The organism is Paraburkholderia edwinii, from assembly GCF_019428685.1.
GTDB classification, from domain to species: Bacteria; Pseudomonadota; Gammaproteobacteria; order Burkholderiales; family Burkholderiaceae; genus Paraburkholderia; species Paraburkholderia edwinii.
Genome location: NZ_CP080095.1, coordinates 2,684,865 through 2,710,797 on the forward strand (window position 1 = coordinate 2,684,865; position 25,933 = coordinate 2,710,797).

Consider the following 25,933-nt stretch of genomic DNA (forward strand, 5'->3'; position numbering starts at 1 on the left):
CGACAATTTGGCTCGCCAGCACGGCGCAAGCTCAACAGAATCAAACCCAGGTTGCCCAACCAACCCAGACGGCTTCCACATTGAAGCCGATCGTTGTCGACGCATCGAAAATAACGACGGCTTCGGACAACGTCAACGATCCCAACCAGATCGTCAACGCAAGCAAAACCGGCACCCCGCTAGGCGATCTGCCGATGAGCGTGCAGGAAGTTCCGCGCGCGATTCTCGATGAGCAAGGCGCCACGTCGCTACAGGAAGCGGTTCGTAACGGCAACTTCTCTGGTGTCAATTATGGCGGCACCGATTCAAAAGGCTTTACCGACCACTTCATGATCCGCGGCCTGCAGGCGCAGACCTATGACGACGGATTTTCGGATGGCGACCAGGTCAATGGCCCGACGCATTCGCTGCTGGGCGTCGAGCGCATCGAAGTGCTTGAAGGACCGGGATCGGCACTGCTCGGCAGCGGCCCGCCGGGCGGTTCGATCAACCTGATTCACTACACGCCGTCGGCGCAATTCCACTGGGGCGGCAGTATTCAGGCCGGCTCGTTCGGCACGGTCAACGCCACCGGCTACGTCACGGGCCCAACCGGCATCGACGGATTGAACTATCGGCTGGACGTCGGAGGCAACCGCTCCGACGGCTACCGCGATCTGTCGTCGTGGAACAAGGAAATCCGTCCCGATTTGCAATGGACGATCGGCGACCACAAGATCGAATTCTCAATCGACGCGCAGGACTATATGGCGACGCCCGATTCATACGGGCTGATCTACTTCAACGGGGCGCCGATTCGCAACGTTCCGTTCGACGCAAAATATTCGACACCGTTCGCCAACGCCCACGGCAACTACGTACGCACCACGCTTTCGGATGAATGGCGTGTCAGCGACTATCTGACGATCAACAATCGCCTGTCGTACCTGCACCATTCGCTGGACTTTTTCAGCAACGGCGACAGCACGCACGCGAAGATCAAAGGCAACGCGTTTACGGGCCGCCAGCTGCGCGATCAGGATGATTCGCTGAACTCTATCGACTACCAGTTAGAGCCGGTGTGGAAATTCTCGACAGGCGGCATTCACCATACGCTGTTGACGGGCTTCGAATACCTGCATCAGGATCTCAACAGCGCGAAGACGACTGCGGATCTTCCGGACATCGACAACATCTTTGCGCCGGTGCCTCCGGAAACCTCGATCGCGAACCTCAACTTTCAGTGCGCGCCATCTCATTCGTGCCAGAACGACCACGTGGTGGCGAATTTCTATAGCCTCTACGCAACCGATCAGGTCGATGTGACGGACCGGTTCAAGGTCCGCGCGGGCGTACGCAAGGACTGGTTCGGCACATCACTGACCTTGAATCCGGTCGCCGGCGAGCCAAACCGTACCGCCAACGACGGCATCACACTGGTTCCGGGCAATACATATACGCGCAACGATGCGCCGACCAGCTGGAACGCCGGCGTGCTTTACAAGGTCACGCCGTGGATGTCGCCGTACTTCGGCGTGTCGCGCAGCTACCTCGCGAACTTCAACTCCGAAAACACCGCGTTTTCCATTGGCCCGCCGGAATCGGCGTTGCAATACGAGCTGGGCGTTAAGTGGGCATTCGACGATGGACGCTACGTGCTCAACACCGCGCTGTTCGACGTCAAGCGGGATCATGTCGCAACGCCGTTTGGCGACGACCAGATCGCGTTCGATGCGCAACGCACGCGCGGCGCCGAAGTTTCCTTCGACGCGGATCTCACATCGAGCTGGCATGTCTATGCGAATTTCACCGCGGAGCATGCGCGCATCACCGACAGCCAGGACACGCCGGGCGCAGTCGGTACGGAACCGCAGGGCGTGCCCGCCTATATGGCGAACCTGTGGACGACGTACAAATTCAGCCTGTTCGGCAGAACGGGCTTTCATGCGGGGGCAGGCATCAACTACCTCAGCCAGATGACGAACGGTTTCGCCAATGGCTATGACTGGGCGCCTGCGTCGCTGATCGAGAACCTGCAGTTCGGTTACGCGGAGCATCACTGGGGCGTCGATCTGAACATCGACAACGTCAGCGACCAGCGCTATTTCACCGCCACCAACGTGGTCGGCGCCTATGTCGGGCCACCGTTGGCGGCTTACGTCACGGTGCACGCGGACTTTTGATAAGGCGGGAGCCGCCGGTTGATGACGTCGACGGCGCTCAACCTGCTGGTGTTGCCGACGCTGGCCGTTCGCTATGGCCGGTTTCAGAAAACGCGCTGCTAAGCCGGCGCTTATCTTGCGTTAGCCTCGCGCACGCCGCGACCCGGCATCGATTCAACATGCTGCAGCAGCGGCGCGAGCGCCTGCGCGGTCTCCTTGAGCTTCGGCACCGTCGCGAGCAGATCGTTGAGGTTGGCTCGCGCGGTCGGCGCGTGAATCGCCAGCGACGCCAGCGCGTGTCCGTTCGCCGCATCTTTGACAGGCACGGCAACCGCGACCATTCCCCTGACGAATTCTTCGTTATCGATGCCGATGCCGCGTGCGGCGAGGCGGTCGAGCTCCGCTTCGAGCAAGGTGGTATCGGTGAGCGTGCGGTAGGTCATTCGCTTGAGTGCGAGGCGCGACAGGACGAGCCGCCGTTCGGCCGGAGGCATCTGCGATAAAAAAAGCTTGCCGCTTGCGGTGCAGTGCAGCGGCACGCGTGTGCCCGGCTGCATCTGCAAACGCAGCGGTTCCGTCGTCTCGACGCGCTCGATATACAGCACGGTATCGCCGTCCAGCGCGGTGAGGTTACAGGTTTCGCCTAGCGCCTCGACAAGCGAGCGCAACAGCGATCGGCATGCGCGCGTGAACGTATTGTTCGCGAGGGTGGCCAGCGCGAGTTGTGCGGCGCGGGGGCCGAGCGCGATGGCGCGGTCCGCGCCGCGCGAGTCCGGCATATGCGTGACATAGCCCTGTATTTCGAGCGATTCGATCAGCCGCATCAGCGTCGCCTTCGGAATATGCAGCCGCGCCGACAATTGGGACAGCGAGAACGGCTGGCCCGCCGCTGCCAGTTCCTCGAGCACGGCTAGCGCACGCAGCACGCGCGTGTTGTCCGACAGACAGTCGATACGGGCGGATTGGATCGAATCTCTCATTCGGTTCCTCTTGATCGAAGGCCGGTTCTACTGCTTAACGTGCGTGAGCCGTGCTTCGAACCAGGCGTCACGCTGTCTTTCAAGCAGGCCAAACTGAAACAGAAAGGTCAATTTCCGGTCCGGATTGGCACGTGCCTATGCAAAAGGGGTTGCGGCCGCTGCACTGGCTCAATAAATTCAAACGAAACATACCGCTTTTTAAGGCCGCTGAACCATCCGGTCGAACGATAAGAAGCAGGAGACACGTGCAATGCCAGGTACCTTCGACTATGTCGTGGTCGGCGCCGGTTCGGCCGGCTGCGTCCTTGCCAACCGGCTCTCGGAAGGCGGCCGCTATTCGGTCTGCCTGCTCGAAGCGGGCCCCGCCGACCGCTACCTGTGGATTCATATTCCGATCGGCTACGGCAAGACGATGTTTCACCCGGTCTACAACTGGGGCTTTCATACCGAGCCGGACCCGAATATGAACAACCGGCGGCTGTACTGGCCGCGTGGCCGCACGCTCGGCGGCAGCAGTTCGATCAATGGCCTGATTTACGTGCGCGGTCAGAAAGAGGACTACGACCGGTGGGCCGCGCCAGGCAATCGCGGCTGGAGCTGGGACGACTGTCTGCCGTACTTCCGGCGGCTCGAACACAACGAACTCGGCGCGGGGCCGACACGCGGCGTCGATGGGCCGCTGTGGGCCTCGACGATCCGTCAGCCGCATGCGCTCGTCGACGCGTTTATCGCGGCGTCGAACCGGCTCGGCGTGCGCACCGTCGACGATTTCAACACGGGCGACCAGGAAGGCGTCGGCTACTACCAGCTGACGACGCGTCACGGCTGGCGCTGCTCGACGGCGGTCGCATATCTGAAGCCCGCGCGCCATCGTGCGAATCTGCATGTGGAAACCAATGCGCTCGCTTCGCGTATCCGCTTCGACGGCACGCGGGCGACTGGCGTGCGATTTCTACAGCATGGCGAGATGCGCGAGGTCAGCGCGCGGCGCGAGGTGATCCTGACCGCAGGCGCGTTGCAGTCGCCGCAATTGCTGCAGTTGTCGGGCGTCGGGCCCGCGGCGTTGTTGCGCGAGCTCGGCATTCCGGTGGTCGCGGACCGCGCCGGCGTCGGCGCAAACCTGCAGGACCATCTGCAAGTCCGTTTGATCTACGAAGTGACGAAGCCGATCACGACCAACGATCTGATGCAGTCATGGATCGGTCGAGCAAAAATGGGCCTCGAATGGGCGCTGTTTCGCAGCGGGCCGCTGGCCGTCGGTATCAACCAGGGCGGCATGTTTTGCCGCGCCTTGCCCGAAGAAGCGCAAACGCCCGATATCCAGTTTCATTTCTCGACGCTTTCCGCCGATTCCGCGGGCGGCGAAGTCCATGCGTTTCCCGGCTGCACGTATTCGATTTGCCAGTTGCGTCCCGAATCGCGCGGCACCGTGCGAATCAGGTCGACCGATATGCGCGATGCGCCGTCGATCGTGCCGAACTATCTTGCGACCGATCTCGACCGCCGCACGACCGTGGCTGGCGTGCGCTTCGCGCGCCGCGTCGCGGCCACGCAGCCGATGGCCGCGCTGATGAAGCGCGAAGTGCGTCCCGGCGCCGATGCGCAAACCGACGACGAACTGCTGCACTTCTGCCGCGAATACGGGCAGACGATCTTTCATCCGTCGGGCACGGCGAAGATGGGGACGGCAGGCGATCCGCTCGCGGTCGTCGACGAACGTCTTCGTGTGTATGGAACGCGCGGCCTGCGCGTGGTCGACTGTTCGATCATGCCGACGCTCGTCTCCGGCAATACGAATGTGCCGATCGTGATGGTGGCGGAGAAAGCGTCCGACATGATTCTCGACGATGCGCGCGCGGCCGATGCGGCGCACCGCGAGAACGTGCCGGCAGCCGCGGCAGCGGAAGTTTGAAGGAAGCGCAAGAGAGAACTAAAGGGGCAGGGGTACGCATAAAAGACGCCGTGCCGAGCGGTACGGCCTTCCATTGAAGAAGGAGCAGCTATGTCAAACGATCAGCGCGTCGTGCGCCGCGTCGCATTTGCCAGCGTGGTCGGCGCGACCGTCGAGTGGTACGACTTCTTTCTGTACGGCGTCGTGGCGGGCATCGTGTTCAACAAGCTGTATTTCCCGGCGAACGATCCGCTTGTATCGACGATGCTTGCGTATTCGACGTTCGCGGTCGGCTTCGTCACGCGGCCGCTCGGCGGCGTGCTGTTCGGCCACTTCGGCGACCGGGTCGGGCGCAAGTCTGCGCTGATTTTGACGCTCGTGATCATGGGCATTTCGACGGCCGGCGTCGCCTTTGTCCCGACCTATGCGCAGATCGGTATCTGGGCGCCGATTCTGCTGTTGAGCTTGCGCGTGCTGCAAGGCATCGGCCTTGGCGGCGAGTGGGGCGGCGCGGTGCTGATGGCTTATGAATATGCGCCGCCAAATAAACGCGGGCTCTACGCGAGCCTGCCGCAAATCGGCTTATCGATCGGGCTCTGTCTCGCGGCCGGCGTCGTGGCCGGCATCTCGCGCATCCTGCCCGATGCGGATTTCTTTGCATGGGGCTGGCGTATCGCGTTCGGCGCGTCGCTGCTGCTCGTGCTGATCGGCTTGTATATTCGCCTGAAAGTGATGGAAACGCCCGAGTTTCTCGCGCTCAAACGCAACCGGCGCGAAGCGAAGATTCCGTTTGTCGACATGATCACGCGCTATCGCGGCACGGTCGTGCTCGGCATGGGCGCGCGCTATATCGACGGCGTGTTCTTCAATGTGTTCGCGGTGTTTTCGATCGGCTATCTGACCCAGCACGTATCGATGAGCCGCACCGATGCGCTGCTCGGCGTGATGATCGCGGCCGTCGTGATGTGCTTTTTTATTCCACTGTTCGGCAGGATGTCGGACCAGCTGGGCCGGGCGCGCGTTTATCGCTGGGGATCGCTGATTTGCGGGCTGTCGGTGCTGCCCGCGTTCTGGCTGATCGAAAGCCATGCGGGCAATACGCTCGTGATCTGGGCCGCGATCGTCGTGCCGTTCGGCATTTTCTATGCGATGGTTTATGGCCCTGAAGCGGCGCTCTTTGCCGAGCTGTTCGATGCGAACGTGCGCTATACCGGTATTTCGTTCGTCTATCAGTTCTCGGGGATCTTCGCGAGCGGACTGACGCCGATCATTGCGACCGCATTGATGCGCGTCAATCAGGGCAAGCCGTGGATGGTCTGCGCCTACGTGATGCTGTCCGCGCTGATCTCGGCATGGTCCGCGCGCGCGATTGAGCGAAGGGCGAGCACGTATGGCGCGGTGGCGAGCGCGCATTCGTAACGCGCTTTAAGGGCCTTTATTCAAGGGCGTTCATTCAAGGGCTTTCACTCGCGGAACGTCTTCGCGGTTTCGTCGGCGGCAAAGCGCAGGTCGGGCACGAAGGCGAGCAGGTCGTCGAGCGTAACCCGGCCCACGGGCGCCTGAACCGCGATCGCGGCGCAGGCGCGGTTGCGGTCGAGCATGACCGGCACGGCGATCGCGATCAGCCCTTGCAGATGCTCCTGATTGTTGATCGCGAGCAGGCGGCGGCGCGTTTCGGTCAGTTCCTTGCGCAGTGCGTCACGGTCCGTGATGGTTTGCTCCGAATACGCGCGCAGCGGCAGCGCATCGATAACGCGTTCACGTCTTTCTTTAGGCAGGAAACTGAGCAGCAGCTTGCCGCTTGCCGAGCAGTGCAGCGGCACGTGCGAGCCGGGCTGCAGATGCATGCGCAGCGGCCATTCGGTTTCGACGCGGTCGACATAGACGACGTCGTTGCCGGCCAGCATCGTCAGATTGCAGGTCTCTCCGATTTTCGACACCAGCTGTTCGAGCAGCACATGGCGCGCGGCCGCAGGCCCCGCGTGCATGAGCACGTTGACGGCGAGCATGCGCACGCGCGGCGAGCACTCGTAGAGGCGATTGCCCGCGACGCGCGTGACAAGCCACGCGTCCATCAATTGCACGAGGATCCGATGCACGGTCTGTTTCGGCAAGCCGAGCGCATGCACGAGGTCGGTCATCGACAGCGGATGGCCGGCTTCGGCAAGCGTTTCGAGTACACGGAACGCGCGCACGGCGGCCGCATTTGACTGGTTCGAGAACGACATTGGGTCTCCTGTCGACCAGAGTTGGCGCTTTAGCGCCTTACTCTGGTCCCATGCCGCGCCTGCGGCCGGCAGACGCTCTGGCTGCTAACTGCAGCTGTGCGCCGTCATCAAATTTATAAGAGAGATTTTGCATCGGAATGCACAGTTTTCGGGACTCCGGAAAGTCCCGAATTTTGCGTTTTTCGATTCACTGCATCAGGCAGCACGGAAACGCTTGGAAAACGGGACTTCGTTCGCCGCCGCTCCCGCTAGATTTATTCGCACGACCCGCTATTACCGTTCGGAGCAAAACATATGAATGTCAGGGCAAGTCATGCTGAAGTCGGGGCGCACGGGGTAAACGCGAATGCAAGTGCGAAGGCAAGCACGCAGGCAAACGCGGACAGCAACGTCGCCGAAGAGGTGGCCGCGCTCGTCGGCCGCGCCCGCATCGCGCAACGCGAATTCGAGCGGGCCGGGCAGGACGCACTCGATATGGCCGCTGCCGCTGCCGCATGGGCGATCATGGAGCCGGGGCGCAACCGGCAACTGGCGGAACTGTCGGTGCGGGACACCGGCCTCGGCAACGTCGACGACAAATTCCGCAAGAACTATCGCAAGACGCTAGGTCTCCTGCGCGATCTGCATGGACAGAAGACCACCGGCGTCATTGCACGCGACGCAGCAAACGGCATCGTGGAAATCGCGCGCGCGGTCGGCGTCGTCGCCGCCATCACACCGTCGACGAACCCGGCCGCGACGCCCGCGAACAAGATCGTGAACGCGCTCAAATGCGGCAATGCGGTAATCGTCGCGCCATCACCTAAAGGCTATTCGTCGTGCGCGCTGCTAGTTGGCTTTATTCACGCACAGCTCGAGAAGGCCGGACTGTCGCCCGACCTCGTGCAGATGCTGCCCGCGCCGATCAGCAAGGCCGCCACCGCCGAGTTAATGCGGCAAGCGGACCTTGTCGTTGCAACGGGCTCGCAGGCCAACGTACGCATGGCCTATGCGAGCGGCACGCCGGCGTTCGGCGTGGGCGCGGGCAATGTCGCATCGATCGTCACCGCATCGGCCGACTTGCATGATGCGGCGCGCAAGATCGCGCTCTCGAAGACCTTCGACAACGCGACGAGCTGTTCGTCGGAGAACAGCGTCGTGATCGAAGACGCCGTGTATCAGCCGATGCTCGATGCACTGGCCGCATGCGGCGGTGTGCTGCTCGACAACGATCAGAAGGCGAAGCTGCAAGCGACGATGTGGCGCGACGGCAAGCTGTCGCCGCAATGCACGGCGCGTTCGGCGGCGGTGATCGCGCGCGTCGCGGGCCTCGACGAGATTGCCGAGAGCGGCCCCAGGTTTCTGATGGTGAAGGAAACCGGTTTTGGCGAGCGCTATCCGTTTTCGGGCGAGAAGCTCGCGCCGGTGTTGACCGTCTATCGCGCGCGCGACTTCGAACATGCGGCGGAGATTGTCGGCGACATCTATTCGTATATGGGCGCGGGGCATTCGGTTGGCCTGCATATCAGCCGGGATGCGGCCGATACCGGGCAGGCGGTCGAACTCGGCGAAACGCTGCCGGTTGCGCGCGTGATCGTCAACCAGGCGCATTGCCTCGCGACCGGCGGCAATTTCGACAATGGCCTGCCTTTCTCGCTGTCGATGGGCTGCGGCACATGGGGACGCAATAACTTCTCCACCAATCTGAACTTCCATCAGTACCTGAACATCACGCGCGTCGCGTATCCGATCGAGGAACGCGTGCCCGAAGCGGACGATCTGCTTGGCGAATTTTTCCGGAGGGTCGGACGATGAACACGCCTGTCACGCTTCGCGCGCTGATCGACGAGCGCGCCGCGCAGTATCCGGACAAACCGTTTCTGCTCGATTGTCCCGGCGACCCCGATGTCTCTTCCGCCGGCAACGGCACGCGGCGTGCCGCTCCGCTGGCCGTCCTGACGTATGCGGAGTTACGCAACGATTGCCGCGTGATGGAATCGCGTTTTCTCGATGCGGGCTTGCGGCCCGGCGACACGGTGTCGGTGCTGATGAGCAACGGCATCCAGACCGGCCGGATTCTGCTTGCCGCGATGTACAGCGGGCTCGTCGCCAATCCGCTCAATCTGCTGTGCCAGCCGTCTCAGCTTCGCTATATCGTCGAACATTCGGATACGCGCGCGATTTTTGTCGAGCGCGATACGCGCGCAACGATCGAGTCGGCGATTGCGGAATTGCATGGTGGGGCGCGTGCTGAATTGCGTTCTGAATCGCAGGGGAAACGACTGGCGCGGGACATTCTCGTTATCGAAACCGAACCCGACGCGCGGGCGCTGCCGGTTCTGCCGCATGCCGAACCGGTGCTGGCCGGGGCCGCGCTGCAACGGGCCGAAGCGCAGCGCGCATCGGTCGCGGGCGACGATGGTCCGGTCGCGGCGACGTTGAGCGAAACGCCATCTGCGTCGCGCCACGAGCCATGCGAAACCGACATCGCGCTGCTGATGTACACATCGGGCACGACCGGCTTGCCCAAAGGCGTGCTGCTCTCGCACCGCAACCTGCTCGCGAACGCGGCGCGCATCACCGACGAACATCGACTGGCCGACGACGACCGCGTGCTTGCCTCGTTGCCGCTTTATCACATCAACGGTCTCGTTGTGACACTGCTGACGCCGCTGTTTCATGCGGGCTCGGTCGTGATGACGCCGCGCTTCTCGGCGCGCACGTTCTGGCGCGATGCGGCGTTTCATGGCTGCACGTGGATCAATGTTGTGCCGACCATCGTCGCGTATCTGCTCAATTGCGACGAAGCGTGCGCGTTCGATCTGTCGGCGCTGAAGTTTTGCCGAAGCGCATCCGCGGCGTTGCCGGTCGAACATCATCGCGCGTTCGAGGCACGCTTCGGTATCGGTATTATCGAAACGATGGGCATGACGGAGACCGCGGCGCCTATCTTCAGCAATCCGTATGACGCGTCGCGGCGCAAGGTCGGCAGCATCGGCTTGCCGTCGGGCGCCGAAGCGAAGGTGATCGACCGTGAAGGCCGCGAATGCGCGCCGAACGAATGCGGCGAAATCGTGCTGCGCGGTGAACAGGTGATGCGCGGCTATTACAAGCGCCCCGAAGAGACGCACGCTGCGTTTACAGCCGATGGGTGGCTGCGCACCGGCGACCTCGGCTATCGCGACGAGGACGGCTACTTCTTTATCAACGGCCGCGCGAAGGAGTTGATTATCAAGGGCGGCGAAAACATCGCACCGCGCGAGATCGACGAGGCCTTGCTCAAGCATCCCGGCGTGCTCGACGCGGCCGCTGTCGGCGTGCCCGATAGCGCGTATGGTCAGGACATCGTCGCGTATATCGTGCCGCGTGTGGCGGACGGCAATGTTCAGGCGAACGAATGCGGCGGCCTCGATGTTGCGGATCTGCGCGCGCATTGCCTGCGCGAACTGGGCCGCTACAAGACGCCGAAGGAATTCCGCTTCGTTGCGGAACTGCCGCGCGGGCCGTCCGGCAAGGTGCAGCGGTTGAAGCTGTTGCAGACGCAGACCTGAAGCTCACGCGTAACAGACGGAAAACACAGAATCGACTCAAGTCGAGGAGACGTACAAAGAGGCGGACACGATCCGCCCTGCAGTTCGAAAAGCATGCACCGGCGTCACAAACGCCTTAAAAAATACATTGGAGACAACATGGAAATGCCTAAGCGGCGCGTGAAGACGCGTCACATCATTCTGGCGGTCATGTGTGTGATGTATTTCATTTCGTACATCGATCGCGTGAACATCGCAGTGGCCGGCCCGTTGATTCGTCACGAAATGGGACTGAGTTCGACGGAACTCGGGCTCGTCTTTTCCGCCTTTGCCTATCCGTACGCGATGATGCAGATCATCGGCGGCTGGCTTTCGGACAAGTTCGGGCCGAAGCTCGTGCTGACCGTGTTGTCGCTGATATGGGGCGTGGCCACGCTGCTGACCGGTTTTGCCGGCAGCGTGATGATGCTCGTCGTGTTGCGCTTTATCCTCGGTATCGGCGAAGGCGGCGCGTTCCCGACGGCCACGCGCGCCTTTACGTACTGGATGCCGGTGGCGGAGCGCGGCTTCGCGCAGGGCATTACGCACAGCTTCGCGCGTCTCGGCGGCGCAGTGACGCCGCCGCTCGTGCTGGCGGTGGTCGCGGCAGGCGGCTGGCGCGATTCGTTTATTCTGCTTGGCGTCTTGAGCCTCGCGTGGACGGTGCTCTATCTGCGCGTCTTCACTAACTCGCCCGAGCAGAACAAGCGCATCACGCCCGAGGAAACGGCCGAAATTGGCTACCGGAAGGGCGATTGCGAGCGTGCGAAACATGCAGCGACGCCGTGGCGCAGACTGATTCGCCGCATGTGGCTCGTAACCTTCGTCGACTTCTGCTATGGCTGGCTGCTGTGGGTTTATCTGACGTGGCTGCCGTCGTATCTGAAGGAATCGCGCGGCTTCGATCTCAAGCATCTGGCGCTGTTCACGGCCTTGCCGCTGCTCGCGGGCGTGATCGGCGATACGCTCGGCGGCGTGGTGTCCGACAAGCTGTACAAGCGCACCGGACGCCTGCGCTTTGCGCGCTGCGCGGTGCTCGTGGTCGGCATGGGCGGATCGCTTGCGTTCCTGCTGCCGATGATCTCCGCCACGAGTCCGCTGATGGCCGTGCTGTTCCTGTCGGGATCGTTCTTCTTCCTCGAGATTACGAACCCGGTGCTGTGGACGTTGCCGCTCGATATCGCCGGCAAATATGCCGGCACGGCCGGCGGCATGATGAACACAGGCTTCGGCGTGGCCGGGATGGTGTCGCCGGTTGCGTTCGGCTATCTGATCCAGACGACGGGCAGCTATAACGTGCCGTTTACGATTTCAGCGGTGCTGCTTGGGGTTGGCATCGTCGCTGCGTGTTTCATCGATACCAGCAAGACAGTCGAAGCGGACGAGGAGCGCGAACGGCAGCAGGGCCTCGACGATGTGGCGGGCATGCCGGCCTTCGCGCATGCGACGACGCCGACGCTGCGGCTTTACCGGCATCATTTGCGGCGGCCGTTGCGGTGGCGGAAGTGAGGGCGGTGGTGACTTGATTCGTTAGGCGCGGGCCTGGTACGGCCGCGCTACGAACCGCGGCTGAATTGCAGATGAATCGCAGATGCGCCGCGGATGACGTGCGCGCCAACCGCGGCTGAAACGCAGGTAGAACTTATTTCGCCGGATTCACCTTGCGCAAACGCCAGATCAGGCTCGACGTATCGTAGCGGCTGCCGCCAAGCGACTGCACATCGCCGTAGAACTGATCGACGAGCGCGGTGACCGGCAACGATGCGCCGTTGCGCTTCGCTTCGTCGAGGCAGATGCCGAGGTCCTTGCGCATCCAGTCGACCGCGAAGCCGAAGTCGAACTTGCCGTCGAGCATCGTCGTGCCGCGATTGCTCATCTGCCAGCTGGCCGCCGCGCCTTTGCCGATCACGTCGAGCACACGCTGCATGTCGAGGCCCGCGCGCTGGCCGAAATGCAGCGCCTCGGAGAGGCCTTGCACCATGCCCGCGATGCAGATCTGGTTAACCATCTTTGCAAGCTGACCCGAACCTGCCGGGCCGAGCAGCGTGACCGCCGATGCGTAATGTTGAAGCGTGCCCGCGGCGCGCTCGAATGCTTGCGTTTCGCCGCCGCACATGATCGTCAGCGTGCCGTTCTGCGCGCCGGCTTCGCCGCCCGAGACAGGCGCGTCGATAAAGTGCAGGCCGTGCTCGGCGGCACGCGCGGCGAGTTCGCGCGCGACGTCGGCCGAGGCGGTCGTGTGATCGATGAATACCGCGTCTTGCTTCATGCCTGCATAGGCGCCGTCGTCGCCGAGCACGACGCTGCGCAGATCGTTGTCGTTACCGACGCACGACAGCACGAGGTCCGCGCCTTGCACGGCTTCGCGCGGCGTCGCGGCCGAGCGGCCGCCGTATTCGGACGCCCATTGCTGGGCTTTTTTCGCGGTGCGGTTGTAGACGGTGACGTTAAGCCCCGCTTTCGCGAGGTGTCCGGCCATCGGGTAGCCCATGACGCCGAGGCCGAGAAACGTAACGTTAGCGGCTTGCGGTTGTGTGCCGGCGGATGGTGAGGAGGAGGAATGGGTGACGCTCACGGCGACTCCTTCGAGTGACTGGGTGGGGCAGGGAACGGGGATTATCGCAGGAAGGGAAAGACCGCATCGGCCGCGCGGGCGAGCGCGCGGAGCGGGGTTGGCAGCGGCGGCTGCTTGGGATGCAAAGCGCGGCCTCTGAGCGGCGCGAGTGAGGCGCGAGTGAGGCGCGAGTGAGGCGCGAGTGAGGCGCGAGTGAGGTGCGAGTGAGGCAACGACGGCGTCGTTCAAACGCGCAGCCGATTCGGCATCGCTGCGCGTTTGAAGTGCAATCTGACGTGCGGTGACAGAAAGGTAGCTCGAAGCTCCACTTAGAACGTCGCGGCCAGCTCTTTGGCCGCTTCCTGCAGACGCGGCACGAATTCGAGTGCGCGCGGCAGCGGCGTGCGCGACACCGGCGCATGCACGGCGACCGCGGCGATGCATTGGCCTTGTTCATCGATCACGGGTGCGGCCACGCATGCAATGCCGATGACGAATTCCTCGTTATCGACCGCAATCCCTTTGTGCGCGATGCGATCGAGTTCGCTTTCGAGCAGTTCCGGGTCGGTTAGCGTGTTCGCCGTGAAGCCGTGGAAGTGCATCGCGCGAATCAGCGCCGAACGCTCGTCGCGCGGCAGCATCGCAAGCAACAGCTTGCCGCTTGCGCTGCAGTAAGCGGGCACATGCGAGCCCGGTTTCAGATCGAGACGCAATGGCCACGGCGCTTCCATCCGGTCGAGGTAGAGCACCTCGGTTTCGTGCAGCATCGTCAGGTTGCAGGTCTCGCCGAGATCGGCCACGAGCCGCCCGAGAATCGCGTGACGCAGGCGCCGCGCGCCCGAATGCATCATCACGCCGAGTCCCAGTTGCGACAGGCGCGGACCGATCACATACGCGTTCTTTTGCCCCGGTTCGCGAATCACGAGGCCGCCCGCTTCGAGCGACGCGAGCATGCGGTGCAGCGACGCCTTCGGCAGGTCGATGTCGTGAGCGATATCGGCAAGCGACACGGGACCGTTCGCCGCGATCAGATGTTCGAGCAGCGAAAACGCGCGCAGTGTCGGGGTATCCGCCTTGTTCATGTCCGCCGTTCCGGAAAATGGATCGGCCGTATTGTACTGAAATGCCTTGGCCTGCCGTGCGGCGGAATGATCGGCAGGGTGTGTTTCGGGTGTCGAGGGGAATGCGCCGGGTCGGTTTTCGGAACGCGTGCCTCCTGCGGTTCCGGTGGCATGTGCGTCGGTGACGGGCGTTTGCGGTGGTGCTGCGTCTGCGGTGGAATCGATCGATGACACGGGGGTTCCCTCCCGGGCGCTAGATTCGTTGAATGAATTTAGCGGAACAATTTGTTCCCGACAGCGGGATATGGATCAAATGTAGGCCACCAGCGCGTATCGGTCAACTTTATAGATAAATAAACGGTACGATTTGTATCTAAAAATGAATCGGTTTATGATGGCTTGTGCGGTCGAATGGACCGTGTGAGCGGATTGTATGAGCGGACCGACGGGCGGGCCGTATGAGGAGAGGGACGTGACCGAGATCGAGACCGGCAAGCCGGACCGCAGCGTCGATGCGCGCAGCGTATTCGGCATCGACGTTGACCTGAAGGTGCCGGCCTTCAGCGAACGGGACGACCACGTGCCCGAAATCGACGACGTCTACCAGTTCAACCCGCCAGTCACGCTCGCGATTCTTGCCGGCTTTATGTGCAACCGGCGCGTGATGGTTCAGGGCCTGCATGGCACGGGGAAGTCGTCGCATATCGAGCAGGTCGCGGCACGCCTGAACTGGCCCTGCGTGCGGATCAATCTCGACGGTCATATCAGCCGGCTCGATCTGGTCGGCAAGGATGCGATCGTCGTGCGCGATGGCGCGCAGGTGACCGAGTTTCAGGAGGGCATCGTGCCGTGGGCGCTGCAGCGGCCAGTCGCGCTCGTGTTCGACGAATACGATGCGGGGCGCCCCGATGTGATGTTCGTGATTCAGCGCATCCTTGAAACGGACGGCAAGTTCACGCTGCTCGATCAGAACCGCGTGATTCATCCGCATCCGGCGTTCCGGCTGTTTGCCACCGCCAACACGGTCGGGCTCGGTAACCTGAACGGGCTTTATCACGGTACGCAGGCGCTCAATCATGCGCAGATCGACCGCTGGAATGTGGTTGCTAATCTCGACTATCTGTCGCGTGACGACGAGATTCGCATTGTGCTGGCGCGTGTGCCCGAACTCGCCGATGCACGCGGCCGCGAGCTCGTCGAATCGATGGTGAGCGTGGCCGAGCTGACGCGCAAGGGCTTTGCGACCGGCGATCTGTCGACGCTGATGTCGCCGCGAACCGTGATCAACTGGGCGGAGAATATCGGCATCTTTCGCGATGCGGGGCTCGCGTTTTGCCTCACGTTCCTGAATAAATGCGATGAGGCCGAGCGGCCGATCGTGGCTGAATACTTTCAGCGGGCGTTCGACAAGGAGCTTCCGTCGTTCGAAGGCGCCGGCGCGCTTGCGGTGGAAACGCGATGAACGACACGGAGCGTGCCGCGATGCAGCGCGCCGCGCGGGCCGAAGCATTGCGCGCGGCGACCGTGCGCGCGCTTACCGGCGATGCGGCCTTGCATTACAGCGGTGGCCGGTTGTGCCGGAATATGACGCCGTTGCCGTTTCATGCACCACATCTTCGCGTCACGCAGGACGAGCGGGCGGCGATGGCGGCATCGGCGGGGCACGTGGTTGCATCGGCGTGCTCGTCCTCAGTGTCGTCCTCAGTTGCGTCCGCAGTGTGGTCCTCAGTTGCATCCTTCCGCGGCTCAGCCGATAGCGCCGCGTTGCGCACGCTTCATTCGGATACCGAATGGCACAGGCAGCACATGCCCGCCGATCCCGTCGAACGGCTGCTGTTCGAATCGTTTGAGCAGTTGCGTTGCGAATCGCTGCTGCCGCCCGGCATGCCGGGTCTCGCACACAATCTGCGCGCGCGTTTTGACGCGTGGTCGCGCGGCGTCTATCTGTCGGGTGTGATCGATGGCGATGCCGGCCTGCTGCTCTATACCGTCGCGCAGATGTGCTGGTCGCGTTTATCGGGCTGGCCGGTGCTGGAGGAAACCGAAGGGTTGATCGAAGCCACGCGTGCATCGATCGCGCCGGCGATCGGCGTGGCGCTTGCCGGCATGCGGCGCACGCGTCACGATCAACACGCCTTTGCGGTTCATGCGCTCGACCTTGCGCAGCGCGTAAGGTCGATGATGGACGCACGGCGCGCCGCCGGCCTCGAAGACGACGATGCCCAAAACCAGCAGAACGAAGAAGCGGCGCGCAACGCGTTTTCGCTCTTTCTCGAATTTGACGACGGTGATGACGAAGGCATCGCGCTCGCTCATACGGGCGAGAGCAGGGTGCTGCGCGCATCGGAGCACGGCTATCGCGTGTTCACGAACCGCTACGACCGCGAAGCTTATGCGGCGAGCTTCGTGCGCAAGGCGCTGCTTGCCGAATACCGCGAGCGTCTCGACGAACGCATCCGGGCGCAGCCCGTCAACGTTGCAAGGCTCGCGCGCATGCTGAAGGCGGCGCTTGCCGTGCCGGAACGCGACGACTGGTCGTTTGGCGAGGAAAGCGGGCGCATCGACGGCCGCCGGCTCGCGCAACTGGTCAGCTCGCCGGCCGAGCGGCGCCTGTTCCGTCTCGAGCGGCACACGCTGATTTCCGGAGCGATCGTCGGCTTTCTGATCGACTGCTCGGGCTCGATGAGAGCGCAGATCGAGCCCGTGGCAATGCTTGTGGACGTGCTTGCGCGTGCGCTCGATTGCGCTGGCATTGCGAGCGAAATTCTCGGCTTTACGACGGGCGCGTGGAACGGCGGGCGGGCGCGATCGGACTGGCTCGCTAACGGACGGCCCGAACATCCTGGGCGGCTCAACGAAGTGCTGAATCTCGTCTTCAAGGATGCCGACACGAGCTGGCGCCGCGCGCGTGCCGATATTGCCGCCTTGCTCAAAGGCGACCTGTTCCGCGAAGGTGTGGACGGCGAAGCGGTCGAATGGGCCTGCAACCGGATGCGCGCGCATGCGGCCAACCGCCGTGTGCTGATCGTCATATCGGATGGCAGTCCGATGGATGCGGCCACCCATCAGGCCAACGACGCGTACTACCTCGACAATCATCTGAAGCAGGTTGTCGCGCAGCAGCGCGCGTACGGCGATGTCGACGTGCTGGGTCTCGGCGTCGGGCTCGATTTGAGCCCGTATTACCGGTATTCGCTTGCGGTGGATCTGTCGGTTGCGCCCGATATGGCGTTGTTCTCCGAGGTGGTCCGCTGGATCGGCAAACCCGCGGCGGCCTGAGCCTGCACGCAGGTCACTGCGATCACATAGAAGATATCGTCGGCGCAGCAGCCTCGCGATAAATCGTTGGCCGGCTTGTGCAGGCCTTGCAGCAGCGGGCCGATCGCCTTCGCGCCGCCGATGCGCTCGGCGAGCTTGTAGCCGATATTCCCCGCATCGAGACTCGGAAAAATCAGCGTGTTCGCATGCCCCTCGACTTGCGAGTGATGCACCTTGCGCAGCGCGATTTCCGCGACGATCGCGGCATCGAGCTGCACATCGCCGTCGATCGCGAGGCCCGGTCGGGCCGCCTGCACGAGATGAGTGGCCGCCACGACCTTGTCGACGGCTGCGTGTTTCGCGCTGCCGCTCGTCGAAAACGACAGCATCGCGACGCGCGGTTCTTCCATCAGCAGACTGCGCGCGCTATCCGCGGCGGCCATCGCGATTTCCGACAACTGCTCCGCGTCGGGATCGACGACGAGCGCGCAGTCGGAAAAAATCAGCCCGCCTTTCATGGTGTGGAAGGGCTCGCACAACATCATCAGAAAGAAGCTCGAGACGAGCTTGAACGACGGGCGGACGCCGATCACCTGTATCGCCGTGCGCACGACGTCCGCGGTGGTGTTGACGGCGCCCGCAATCGATCCGTCCGCGTGACCGAGCCGTACCATCAGGTTCGCGAAGCACAGCGGATGCAGCACTTCGTGTTGCGCCTGCTCGAGCGTCATGCCTTTCTTGCTACGCAGAGCGAACAGTTCGTCGGCGCAGGCAGATGTGAACGCGGATGCGGCAGGATCGACGATGTCGATGCCGGCAAGATCGACGCTGGCTTTTTGCGCAGCATGCCGCGTGCGCTCGGGGTCGCCGACCAGCACGATGCGCGCAATGCCCGCGACAGTCGCGCGTTGCGCGGCCTCCAGAATCCGTGCGTCTTCGCTTTCGCACATCACGATACGCATCGGGTGCGCACGCGCCTGCTCGATGATCCGGTTGATCGCTTTCATGGCTGCGCCGTGCGGTTCGACTTCCTGGTCATCCTCATCGAATCGGCATTCCCGGCACGCGCGGTGTTGATCCGCGCGCGGCCGGAAATGCCGCGCTCATCCCACTCAGACGCGGACTTAGACGTAGTCCTTGTACTTGTCGAGCAGGCGCACGGGCTTCGAGAGCGCATCGCGGCGGAACGGATCGCCGAGTTCACGCGTGCACATGATTTCGACGATCGTGGTTTTGCCGTGATTCATCTGCATGTCGATCGCTTTCTTCAGCGCGGGGCCGACGTCTTCGAGCCTGTCGACGACGATGCCTTCGGCGCCCATCGCCTTCGCGATGCCCGCAAAGCTCGGGCTATCGAGTTCGCCGGCCACGAAACGCCGGTTGTAGAAGTCGACCTGGTTCTTCTTTTCCGCACCCCACTGGCGGTTATGGAACACGACCGCGGTGACAGGGATGTTGTGGCGCACGCAGGTGAGGGTCTCCATCAGGCTCATGCCCCATGCGCCGTCGCCCGCATAGGACACGGCCGGCCGGTGCGGCGCGGCGACCTTCGCGCCGATGATGGTCGGGAACGCGTAGCCGCAGTTGCCCCAGCTCATCGCGGCGAAGAAGCTGCGCGGCCGGTTAAAGCGCAGGTAGCTGTTGGCGATCGAATTGATGTTGCCGATGTCGGTGGACACCATCACGTCTTCCGGCATGGCTTTTTCGAGCTCGCGCAGCACCTGGCGCGGATGCAGATACTGGCCGCCGGTCGGCGTGCGTTCGTTTTTCTGTTCCTCGATCATGTCGAGGCTGAACGGGTCGCGTTCGTGCGTCCATTCGTCGAGTTCTTTTTCCCACGCGGCCTTTTCGGCGGCGATCTGGCTCGCACGCGCTTCGCGCGTCGCATCGCTGGTAAGCGTGCGGCCCTTCAGGCGCTCGGTCAGGGCAATGGCGGTGGCCTTCGCGTCGCCGCAAATGCCGACCGAAATCTTTTTGACGAGGCCGAGCATCTTGTGATCGGCGTCGATCTGGATGATTTTCGCGTTCTGCGGCCAGTATTCGAGGCCGTGCTGCGGCAGCGTGCCGAACGGCCCCAAGCGCGAGCCGAGTGCGATCACGAGATCGGCCTGCGCAAGCAGCTTCATGGCCGCCTTCGAGCCCTGGTAGCCGAGCGGTCCGCACCACAACGGATGACGTGCCGGGAACGAGTCGTTGTGCAGATAGCTGTTGACGACCGGCGCGCCGAGCCGCTCGGCCAGCGCCTTGCATTCGTCGATGGCATCGGCCATGACCACACCGCCGCCCGAGATGATGACGGGGAATTTCGCCTGCGCGATCAGATCGGCCGCTTCGTTAAGGCGCTGATCGCCGCCGGCGCCGCGGTCGAGCCGCTGCGGCTGCGGAATCTCAGCCTTGATCTGGCCGTAGAAGTAGTCGCGCGGAATGTTGAGCTGCGTCGGGCCCATCTCGGACATCGCGCGGTCGAAGCAGCGGGCCGTGAACTCGGCCATGCGCGCGGGGTGCGTAACGTGCCCCTGGTACTTGGTGAACTCCTGGAACATCGGCAACTGCTTCGCTTCCTGGAAGCCGCCGAGGCCGATGCCCATCGTGCCCGCTTCGGGCGTCACGACGACGACGGGGCTATGCGCCCAGTAGGCCGCCGCGATCGCGGTGACGCAATTGCTGATGCCGGGGCCGTTCTGGCCGATGACCACACCGTGGCGCCCCGAGACGCGCGCATAGCCGTCGGCCATATGGCCCGCGCCCTGTTCGTGGACCACGGGAATGAGGCGAATACCGGCCGGCGCGAAGATGTCCATCGCGTCCATAAACGCGGAGCCCATGATGCCGAACATGTCTGTCACGCCGTTGGCGGCGAGGGTTTCGACGAACGCCTCGGAAGGCGTCATGGCCTGCGGACCGGTGACGGTGGCCGTGCTGGGGTTCGAATGCGCCTGATCGTGCTCGCTCATGGTGTCTCCGTACTTACATTAAACGGAACGAAATGTTCCTGAATATTTGTGCATGAGACGAATGTAGGTCATCGATAGTTCGTCGTCAACCTGTTTCGACAAATAAACGGTACGTATTGTCTCTAAAAATTTGATGGATGGTCGTGGACAAGAGGGTGGCGGCCGTGCGGCCGGCACTTTCGTGGCGCAACCCCGTCGCGCGGTAGTGACCCTCGCCGCGCCGATCGTCAGCCCTTGCCATCCGCGACAAATCGGAACGCGGTAAACGCCTGACAAAAATCCGGGTTACCTGGTATGCACCTTGGGATTAGGGTTCCGCCATGAAAGCTTTAAGTCCCTCTTTAAAGCGGCCAATCCGTCAGTGCTGGTTCATATTCAATTCGGATATTCGCATGGGATAACTAACGATTAAATTCGGCAAGACATTTAATTTGCTTTTTTTGAACAGGAAGATTTCGTAGTGTTTGGGTGGCGATTTAACGAGTGCGCTTCGCGCTGGGACGCTTTGCTTCGTCAGCCCTCGCGCCACGCATGTGTTTATGCACTAGCCTTGCTTTCCAGCGCAACCGCCACACTGAGGTCGAATCGCCGTGTGACCAGAATCGACTGCTGCTAATCGAGGGTTGAATGATTAGTCTGAAGATTGATTTGCCACATCAGTAGTGCCAAGAACTGAATAACTTGGGAACTGGCATGAGAAACCGATACGAAATAATCGATGCATTGCGCTTTATTCTCGCCGCGTGGGTGGCGATAGGGCACCTCGGCCATTTCCCCATTTTCGGCAAGCAGGCGATCGGCGCGACCGGCGCCATTCATTCGCTCGATCGATTCACGCATACGTTGATATGGGGCCTGCCGGCGGTCATGGCGTTTTTCGTGATATCGGGTTTTTGCATCCACACGCCGTTCAGGCGGCCCGGCAAGATTCCCATCCTGAGGTTCTACCTGCGGCGCTATATCCGCGTGCTTGCGCCGGTCGTGGTGACCGTGTTGCTGATGTCGCATCTGTTCCCGGAGATGCATATCCTCGGCAGCGATTCGATCTTGTGGAAGAGCATGCTGTGGAGCCTTGTCTGCGAGGAGATCTACTACGCGGTTTATCCGGTGCTTCGCGCGATTCGCTTCAAGGTGGGCTGGTGGCCCGTGATGGGCGTCACGATAGCGACGAGCATCGTGCTATCCGATGTTTATCACCGGGCACCCGAATGGTCCGATATCGGTCCGGTCGCGACCGCGCTGATCCTGTTTCCCGTCTGGATCAGCGGGTGCATCCTCGCTGAAAAGGCACACGCGCTAAAACCGTTGGAAAGCGCCTGGACGATATGGTCGTGGCGCATGGCCGCTTGGCTCACGATGTGGGTCAGCGAGTTCCTGCTGTTCCATGTGGGCGTTTCGAAGGTCGTGAGCATGATGTACGTCGGCGGCGTGGCGTATTTCTGGATTCGCGCGGAGATCGCGTATCACAAGGACCGGGCGGCGTCTCCGGTGCTCGCGGCGGCCGGTGCGTTCAGTTATTCGTTGTATCTGGTCCACCCGAGCGTCCTCGAAGGCGTGAAGCGTTACGTGCCCGCGGTCGATGAATACACGCGTTCGGGATGGCTGTTTACGGCGATATTGACGCTCGTGTACGCGTACATTTTTTATCTGCTGATCGAGGCGCCGTCGCATCGGCTTGCCAAGGGCGTCAAGCTTTCGCCGGTAAAGCCGGCGGTCGTGACCAAAGAACTGGTTTAGGCGGGTCAGCGTGGGATCAGGCCGGGGTCAGGCGAGGGGGACAAAAATCGGCAATATTTGCACGCGCGATTGCTGCGATTATTGCGTCAAATTCGCGTCAAATGAAAGGAACGGGCGGAAAGCCGGGGCGGGATTCGCCTCAACGGGATAGAAATGCGGCTCGCGGGCGAGATAACGCTGCAAGGTCCAGCCATATGAACTAATATCGCCGGTTTGACCTTTTGTGTAAACGCTGAATCAGATATGTCCACGCCGCCGAAGATTATCTACACCCTCACCGATGAAGCTCCCGCGCTTGCCACATACTCGCTGCTACCGATCGTCAAAGCTTTTACGCGATCGTCGGGCATCACGGTCGAAACCCGTGACATCTCGCTCGCGGGCCGCATCATCGCTGCATTTCCTGACGTTCTGAAAGCTGAGCAGAAGGGTTCCGACGATCTCGCGGAACTCGGCGAGCTCACCACGCGTCCCGAAGCGAACATCATCAAGCTGCCGAATATCAGCGCATCTGTGCCGCAGTTGAAAGACGCGATCACTGAACTGCGCGATCTCGGATACAAGCTGCCGTCGTATCCCGACCAGGCTAAAACCGACGCCGAAAAAGACGTCAAGGCGCGTTACGACAAGATCAAGGGCAGCGCCGTGAATCCGGTCTTGCGCGAGGGCAATTCGGATCGCCGCGCGCCGCTGTCGGTGAAGAACTATGCGCGCAAGCATCCGCACAAGATGGGCGCGTGGAGCGCGGAATCGAAGACGCACGTGTCGAGCATGAGCCACGGCGATTTTTACGGCAGCGAGAAGTCGGCGCTGATCGGCGAGGCGGGCAGCGTTCGCATCGAACTGACGGCGGCCGACGGCGCGAAGACGGTGCTGAAAGAGAAGGTGGCGGTGCGCGCGGGCGAGATCATCGACGCGTCCGTGATGAGTCGCAAGGCACTGCGCACGTTCCTCGAAGCGCAGATCGCCGATGCGAAGGAAAAGGGCGTGCTGTTCTCCGTGCACCTGAAAGCGACCATGATGAAGGTCTCGGACCCGATTCTGTTCGGCGAGGTCGTGTCGGCTTTCTACAAGGATGTGCTGGCTAAACACGCGGATACGCTGGCTGCGGCGGGCTTCAATCCGAACAACGGCATTGGCGATCTGTACGCACGGCTCGGCGATCTGCCAGCGAGCGTGCGCGACGCGATCGAAGCGGATATCGCTGCGCAATACGCACAGCGCCCGAGCCTCGCGATGGTCAATTCGGACAAGGGCATTACCAATCTGCACGTGCCGAGCGATGTGATTATCGACGCGTCGATGCCTGCGATGATTCGCGAGTCGGGCAAGATGTGGGGCGTGGACGGCGCGCTGTACGACGCGAAGGCGGTCATTCCGGACCGCTGCTATGCCGGCGTCTACCAGGCGACGATCGAAGACTGCAAGCAGCATGGCCCGTTCGACCCGATCACGATGGGCAGCGTGCCGAACGTCGGCCTGATGGCGCAGGCGGCCGAAGAGTACGGTTCACACGACAAGACTTTCCAGATCGCGGCCGACGGTGTGGTGCGCGTGACCGACGCGGCCGGCAAGGTGCTGCTCGAGCACACCGTTCAAACCGGCGACATCTGGCGTTTGTGCCAGACCAAGGATGCGGCCGTGCAGGACTGGGTCAAGCTCGCGGTCAATCGCGCGCGTGCTTCGCACACGCCGGCGGTGTTCTGGCTGGACGCTAACCGCGCGCACGATGCGCAGCTGATCAAAAAGGTCGAGAACTACCTCCAGCAGCACGACGTGAGCGGCCTCGATATCCGTGTGCTGGCGCCGGTCGACGCGACGCGTTTCTCGCTTGAGCGTATTCGCGCGGGCAAGGACACGATTTCGGTGACCGGCAACGTGCTGCGCGATTACCTGACGGATCTGTTCCCGATCATGGAACTCGGCACCAGCGCGAAGATGCTGTCGATCGTGCCGCTGATGGCCGGTGGCGGCATGTTCGAAACCGGCGCGGGTGGCTCGGCGCCGAAGCATGTCCAGCAGCTGGTGCAGGAAGGTTTCCTGCGCTGGGATTCGCTTGGCGAGTTTCTCGCGCTGGCGGCGTCGCTCGAGCATCTGGGCGCCGCATACGGCAATGCGAAGGCCAAGGTGCTGGCCACTACGCTCGATGAAGCGACGGGCAAGCTGCTCGACCTGAACCGGTCGCCGGCGCGCAAGGTCGGCGGAATCGACAATCGCGGCAGCCATTTCTATCTGAGCCTGTATTGGGCCGAGGCGCTGGCGAAGCAGACCGACGACGCCGAACTGAGCGCGCAATTCAAGGGCGTCGCTGCGGCGCTGGCCGAGAATGAGGCGCGCATCGTCGAAGAACTGGCGGCCGCGCAAGGTAAGCCCGTGAATATCGGCGGTTACTATCGCCCGAACACCGACCTCGCGGGCAAGGCCATGCGGCCGAGCTCGACGATGAATCGCGTGATCGACGCCATCGCGTAATGCAACATGGAGGCGGCTATCGAAGCCGCCTCCTGAATTCTCCGGCAATCCAATCCGCGCGACGGGTTGCCGATTCGCTCCTCTCCCGCCAACCGCCTCTTCTTTACTGTCTCAGCGTAAGGCGACGACTTCCACGTAACGCTGATGATGGTTTGGCGACCATGCAGCTTTCACCCCTGCAGACTTTCAGTCTTTGAGCCCCGGTCTCCGCACGGATGCGCGGAGCAGACACAGCGACGCAGCGAGCAAGACGAGATCCTTAAGCAGAAACTGGCCAGGCGCAGCGGAAATTGCCGGAAAACCGCCCGCAGTCGGTTCTGCTACACCGGGTGTGCTCAAAAAGAAGGTGAGCGTAATGAGGTACGTCATTGCGGACATCGCTGCCCCCAACGCGGAGAAGAACGGCTTGAACGCGCCAATGATGAGCGCAGCAGCGGTCGATAACTCCAGCACGCCAATGACCTCGCTCGCCCCTCTGACACCGAACACCGTGTGCAGCCAACTCATAAAGGGACTATGCGCGATGAACGGAGCGATCCCGTTTGCTTCGTACATCGTGAATTTCATGCCGCCGAACCAGAGAAAGACGACGACAAGCGCCCACCTGAGCAGAACAAATACAGATAGGGATCCAACGCTCTTTTCAGCGATTTGTAGACGAAGTTGATTTTCACCATGGGTCATTTGCGGTCTCTCTTTCAAGTCAGTTGTATATGCTTGCCGTCAGGCAACGATCTGATGCGCTGGAAGCGCGTCATCTGTTTGCGTGCCTGACGCACCGGATTACTTCACTCCGACGCTCAGCGCCTTGTCGTCGTTATCGACCATCAGCACCGTCAGCAGCTTCGCGGATTTCGTCTTGCTCGCATTGCGGCTAACACGGTGCAGGGCACCAGGTTCCCCATAAAAGCATTCCCCGGTGTGATAGACCCGCTTCGGGCCGTCGCTCACTTGCGACTCGATAGCGCCTGAGACGACGTAGCCAAAGATGAAGACTGACTTTGCATCCTCCTGCGACAGAGCATCTCCGCCGGGGGCATAGTCAGCGACCACCACAGTCAACGACTTGCCGGGAATGCAGGGGAAAAACAATTTCATCCGTTGCCAGC

18 protein-coding genes are annotated in these 25,933 nt (G+C 62.2%); 10 read left to right on the forward strand and 8 right to left on the reverse strand.

What is annotated here, in order from left to right; genetic code table 11:
- Positions 1–80 precede the first annotated feature (80 nt).
- Positions 81–2,162 carry a TonB-dependent receptor gene (locus KZJ38_RS11880; RefSeq protein WP_246641448.1) on the forward strand — a complete coding sequence of 694 codons (2,082 nt, stop codon included), beginning with the start codon at positions 81–83 and terminating at the stop codon, positions 2,160–2,162.
- 110 nt (positions 2,163–2,272) lie between these two features.
- Here KZJ38_RS11880 and KZJ38_RS11885 read toward each other — a convergent pair whose 3' ends face one another.
- A complete protein-coding gene (locus KZJ38_RS11885; RefSeq protein WP_219796096.1) occupies positions 2,273–3,121 on the reverse strand; it encodes an IclR family transcriptional regulator in 849 nt (282 codons plus the stop codon).
- Between the two features lie 250 nt (positions 3,122–3,371).
- Here KZJ38_RS11885 and KZJ38_RS11890 point away from each other — a divergent pair, with 250 nt between their 5' ends.
- Together KZJ38_RS11890 and KZJ38_RS11895 are read left to right on the forward strand one after the other, a co-directional pair.
- The gene (locus KZJ38_RS11890; RefSeq protein WP_219796097.1) at positions 3,372–5,033 is read left to right on the forward strand and encodes a GMC family oxidoreductase; all 1,662 of its coding nucleotides are present in this window, start codon (positions 3,372–3,374) and stop codon (positions 5,031–5,033) included.
- Positions 5,034–5,123: 90 nt separating this feature from the next.
- A complete protein-coding gene (locus KZJ38_RS11895) occupies positions 5,124–6,431 on the forward strand; it encodes an MFS transporter (RefSeq protein WP_219796098.1) in 1,308 nt (435 codons plus the stop codon).
- A gap of 44 nt (positions 6,432–6,475) precedes the next feature.
- On the opposite strand, the gene KZJ38_RS11900 is transcribed toward KZJ38_RS11895, so the two are convergent.
- Positions 6,476–7,240, reverse strand: a complete 765-nt coding sequence (locus KZJ38_RS11900; RefSeq protein ID WP_219796099.1) for an IclR family transcriptional regulator — start codon at positions 7,238–7,240, stop codon at positions 6,476–6,478.
- A 294-nt stretch (positions 7,241–7,534) separates the two neighbouring features.
- On the opposite strand from KZJ38_RS11900, the gene sauS reads away from it, so the two are divergent.
- From sauS to KZJ38_RS11915, 3 genes are all read left to right on the forward strand, one after another.
- Positions 7,535–9,034, forward strand: a complete 1,500-nt coding sequence (gene sauS, locus KZJ38_RS11905; protein WP_219796100.1) for an acylating sulfoacetaldehyde dehydrogenase — start codon at positions 7,535–7,537, stop codon at positions 9,032–9,034.
- Positions 9,031–10,770, forward strand: coding sequence for an AMP-binding protein (locus tag KZJ38_RS11910; RefSeq protein ID WP_219796101.1), 1,740 nt, complete (start codon positions 9,031–9,033; stop codon positions 10,768–10,770). The genes sauS and KZJ38_RS11910 overlap by 4 nt, the downstream gene beginning before the upstream one ends.
- Before the next feature lie 138 nt (positions 10,771–10,908).
- Positions 10,909–12,297, forward strand: coding sequence for an MFS transporter (locus KZJ38_RS11915; RefSeq protein ID WP_219796102.1), 1,389 nt, complete (start codon positions 10,909–10,911; stop codon positions 12,295–12,297).
- 133 nt (positions 12,298–12,430) lie between these two features.
- Here KZJ38_RS11915 and KZJ38_RS11920 read toward each other — a convergent pair whose 3' ends face one another.
- Together KZJ38_RS11920 and KZJ38_RS11925 are read right to left on the reverse strand one after the other, a co-directional pair.
- Positions 12,431–13,363 carry an NAD(P)-dependent oxidoreductase gene (locus KZJ38_RS11920; protein ID WP_219796103.1) on the reverse strand — a complete coding sequence of 311 codons (933 nt, stop codon included), beginning with the start codon at positions 13,361–13,363 and terminating at the stop codon, positions 12,431–12,433.
- 308 nt (positions 13,364–13,671) lie between these two features.
- Entirely contained in the window at positions 13,672–14,424 is a 753-nt protein-coding gene (locus KZJ38_RS11925; RefSeq protein WP_219796104.1) for an IclR family transcriptional regulator, read from the reverse strand.
- A 412-nt stretch (positions 14,425–14,836) separates the two neighbouring features.
- Between KZJ38_RS11925 and KZJ38_RS11930 the strand changes: the two genes are divergently transcribed.
- Both KZJ38_RS11930 and KZJ38_RS11935 read left to right on the forward strand, forming a co-directional pair.
- On the forward strand, positions 14,837–15,865 hold the full coding sequence (locus KZJ38_RS11930; protein WP_219796105.1) for an AAA family ATPase: 1,029 nt from the start codon (positions 14,837–14,839) through the stop codon (positions 15,863–15,865).
- Positions 15,862–17,682: a cobaltochelatase CobT-related protein gene (locus tag KZJ38_RS11935; RefSeq protein WP_219796106.1), complete on the forward strand. Its 1,821-nt coding sequence runs from the start codon at positions 15,862–15,864 to the stop codon at positions 17,680–17,682. Before KZJ38_RS11930 ends, KZJ38_RS11935 begins: the two co-directional genes overlap by 4 nt.
- On the opposite strand, the gene pta is transcribed toward KZJ38_RS11935, so the two are convergent.
- Complete coding sequence (pta, locus tag KZJ38_RS11940) at positions 17,586–18,668, reverse strand: phosphate acetyltransferase (RefSeq protein ID WP_219796107.1); 1,083 nt, start codon at positions 18,666–18,668, stop codon at positions 17,586–17,588. The two genes, KZJ38_RS11935 and pta, sit on opposite strands and share 97 nt — an antisense overlap.
- Before the next feature lie 117 nt (positions 18,669–18,785).
- Positions 18,786–20,615 carry a sulfoacetaldehyde acetyltransferase gene (gene xsc / locus KZJ38_RS11945; protein WP_219796108.1) on the reverse strand — a complete coding sequence of 610 codons (1,830 nt, stop codon included), beginning with the start codon at positions 20,613–20,615 and terminating at the stop codon, positions 18,786–18,788.
- 693 nt (positions 20,616–21,308) lie between these two features.
- Here xsc and KZJ38_RS11950 point away from each other — a divergent pair.
- Together KZJ38_RS11950 and KZJ38_RS11955 are read left to right on the forward strand one after the other, a co-directional pair.
- Complete coding sequence (locus tag KZJ38_RS11950; protein ID WP_219796109.1) at positions 21,309–22,352, forward strand: acyltransferase family protein; 1,044 nt, start codon at positions 21,309–21,311, stop codon at positions 22,350–22,352.
- A gap of 243 nt (positions 22,353–22,595) precedes the next feature.
- The gene (locus KZJ38_RS11955) at positions 22,596–24,824 is read left to right on the forward strand and encodes an NADP-dependent isocitrate dehydrogenase (protein ID WP_219796110.1); all 2,229 of its coding nucleotides are present in this window, start codon (positions 22,596–22,598) and stop codon (positions 24,822–24,824) included.
- A 186-nt stretch (positions 24,825–25,010) separates the two neighbouring features.
- Here the strand turns inward: KZJ38_RS11955 and KZJ38_RS11960 are convergent, their stop codons facing one another.
- Complete coding sequence (locus tag KZJ38_RS11960) at positions 25,011–25,508, reverse strand: YkgB family protein (RefSeq protein WP_219796111.1); 498 nt, start codon at positions 25,506–25,508, stop codon at positions 25,011–25,013.
- Between the two features lie 99 nt (positions 25,509–25,607).
- On the reverse strand, positions 25,608–25,922 hold the full coding sequence (locus tag KZJ38_RS11965; protein ID WP_219796112.1) for a cupin domain-containing protein: 315 nt from the start codon (positions 25,920–25,922) through the stop codon (positions 25,608–25,610).
- Positions 25,923–25,933 lie beyond the last annotated feature (11 nt).

What these genes read in the sequence shown, in the direction of transcription:
- KZJ38_RS11885 (WP_219796096.1), bottom strand. Translation starts at nt 3,121, where the DNA reads ATGAGAGATTCGATCCAATCCGCCCGTATCGACTGTCTGTCGGACAAC.
- KZJ38_RS11890 (WP_219796097.1), top strand. Translation starts at nt 3,372, where the DNA reads ATGCCAGGTACCTTCGACTATGTCGTGGTCGGCGCCGGTTCGGCCGGC.
- KZJ38_RS11895 (WP_219796098.1), top strand. Translation starts at nt 5,124, where the DNA reads ATGTCAAACGATCAGCGCGTCGTGCGCCGCGTCGCATTTGCCAGCGTG.
- KZJ38_RS11900 (WP_219796099.1), bottom strand. Translation starts at nt 7,240, where the DNA reads ATGTCGTTCTCGAACCAGTCAAATGCGGCCGCCGTGCGCGCGTTCCGT.
- sauS (WP_219796100.1), top strand. Translation starts at nt 7,535, where the DNA reads ATGAATGTCAGGGCAAGTCATGCTGAAGTCGGGGCGCACGGGGTAAAC.
- KZJ38_RS11910 (WP_219796101.1), top strand. Translation starts at nt 9,031, where the DNA reads ATGAACACGCCTGTCACGCTTCGCGCGCTGATCGACGAGCGCGCCGCG.
- KZJ38_RS11915 (WP_219796102.1), top strand. Translation starts at nt 10,909, where the DNA reads ATGGAAATGCCTAAGCGGCGCGTGAAGACGCGTCACATCATTCTGGCG.
- KZJ38_RS11925 (WP_219796104.1), bottom strand. Translation starts at nt 14,424, where the DNA reads ATGAACAAGGCGGATACCCCGACACTGCGCGCGTTTTCGCTGCTCGAA.
- KZJ38_RS11930 (WP_219796105.1), top strand. Translation starts at nt 14,837, where the DNA reads ATGAGCGGACCGACGGGCGGGCCGTATGAGGAGAGGGACGTGACCGAG.
- KZJ38_RS11935 (WP_219796106.1), top strand. Translation starts at nt 15,862, where the DNA reads ATGAACGACACGGAGCGTGCCGCGATGCAGCGCGCCGCGCGGGCCGAA.
- pta (WP_219796107.1), bottom strand. Translation starts at nt 18,668, where the DNA reads ATGAAAGCGATCAACCGGATCATCGAGCAGGCGCGTGCGCACCCGATG.
- xsc (WP_219796108.1), bottom strand. Translation starts at nt 20,615, where the DNA reads ATGAGCGAGCACGATCAGGCGCATTCGAACCCCAGCACGGCCACCGTC.
- KZJ38_RS11950 (WP_219796109.1), top strand. Translation starts at nt 21,309, where the DNA reads ATGAGAAACCGATACGAAATAATCGATGCATTGCGCTTTATTCTCGCC.
- KZJ38_RS11955 (WP_219796110.1), top strand. Translation starts at nt 22,596, where the DNA reads ATGTCCACGCCGCCGAAGATTATCTACACCCTCACCGATGAAGCTCCC.
- KZJ38_RS11960 (WP_219796111.1), bottom strand. Translation starts at nt 25,508, where the DNA reads ATGACCCATGGTGAAAATCAACTTCGTCTACAAATCGCTGAAAAGAGC.
- KZJ38_RS11965 (WP_219796112.1), bottom strand. Translation starts at nt 25,922, where the DNA reads ATGAAATTGTTTTTCCCCTGCATTCCCGGCAAGTCGTTGACTGTGGTG.